The sequence below is a fragment of the Streptomyces pyxinae genome, from assembly GCF_024756275.1.
Taxonomy (GTDB): Bacteria; Actinomycetota; Actinomycetes; order Streptomycetales; family Streptomycetaceae; genus Streptomyces; species Streptomyces pyxinae.
Map to the genome: position 1 here is coordinate 1 of NZ_JANUGQ010000077.1, position 370 is coordinate 370.

Here is a 370-nt window from a genome sequence, read left to right on the forward strand (position 1 = left end):
TGTGAAGTGCAGGTGGAACCGCGGGTGGGCCGGCAGCCACTTCTTGATGTCGGGTGTCTTGCGGGTCGCGTAGTTGTCCAGGATCGGATGAACCTGGAGGTCGGCTGGGACTTCCTCGTCGAGTTCGGTCAGGAACTCCCTGAACCCGGCCGCCCGGTGGCGGCGGTGGAGAGAGCCGATGACCTTGCCGGTGGCGACCTCGAGGGCGGCGAAGAGGGTCGTGGTGCCGGCCCGGACGCAGTCGTGGCTGCGGCGTCCGGGGACGCCGGGCATCATCGGCAGCACTTGCTGGGACCGGTCCGGCGCCTGGATCTGCGACTTCTCGTCCACGCAGAGGACGAGCGCCTTCTCCGGCGGGTCGAGGTAGAGG

At 68.6% G+C, this 370-nt stretch carries 1 protein-coding gene; it reads right to left on the minus strand.

Features of this window, described 5'->3' with window-relative positions:
- On the minus strand, positions 1 to 370 hold a 370-nt coding region (locus NX801_RS30650; RefSeq protein ID WP_258791234.1), incomplete at both ends, for a transposase.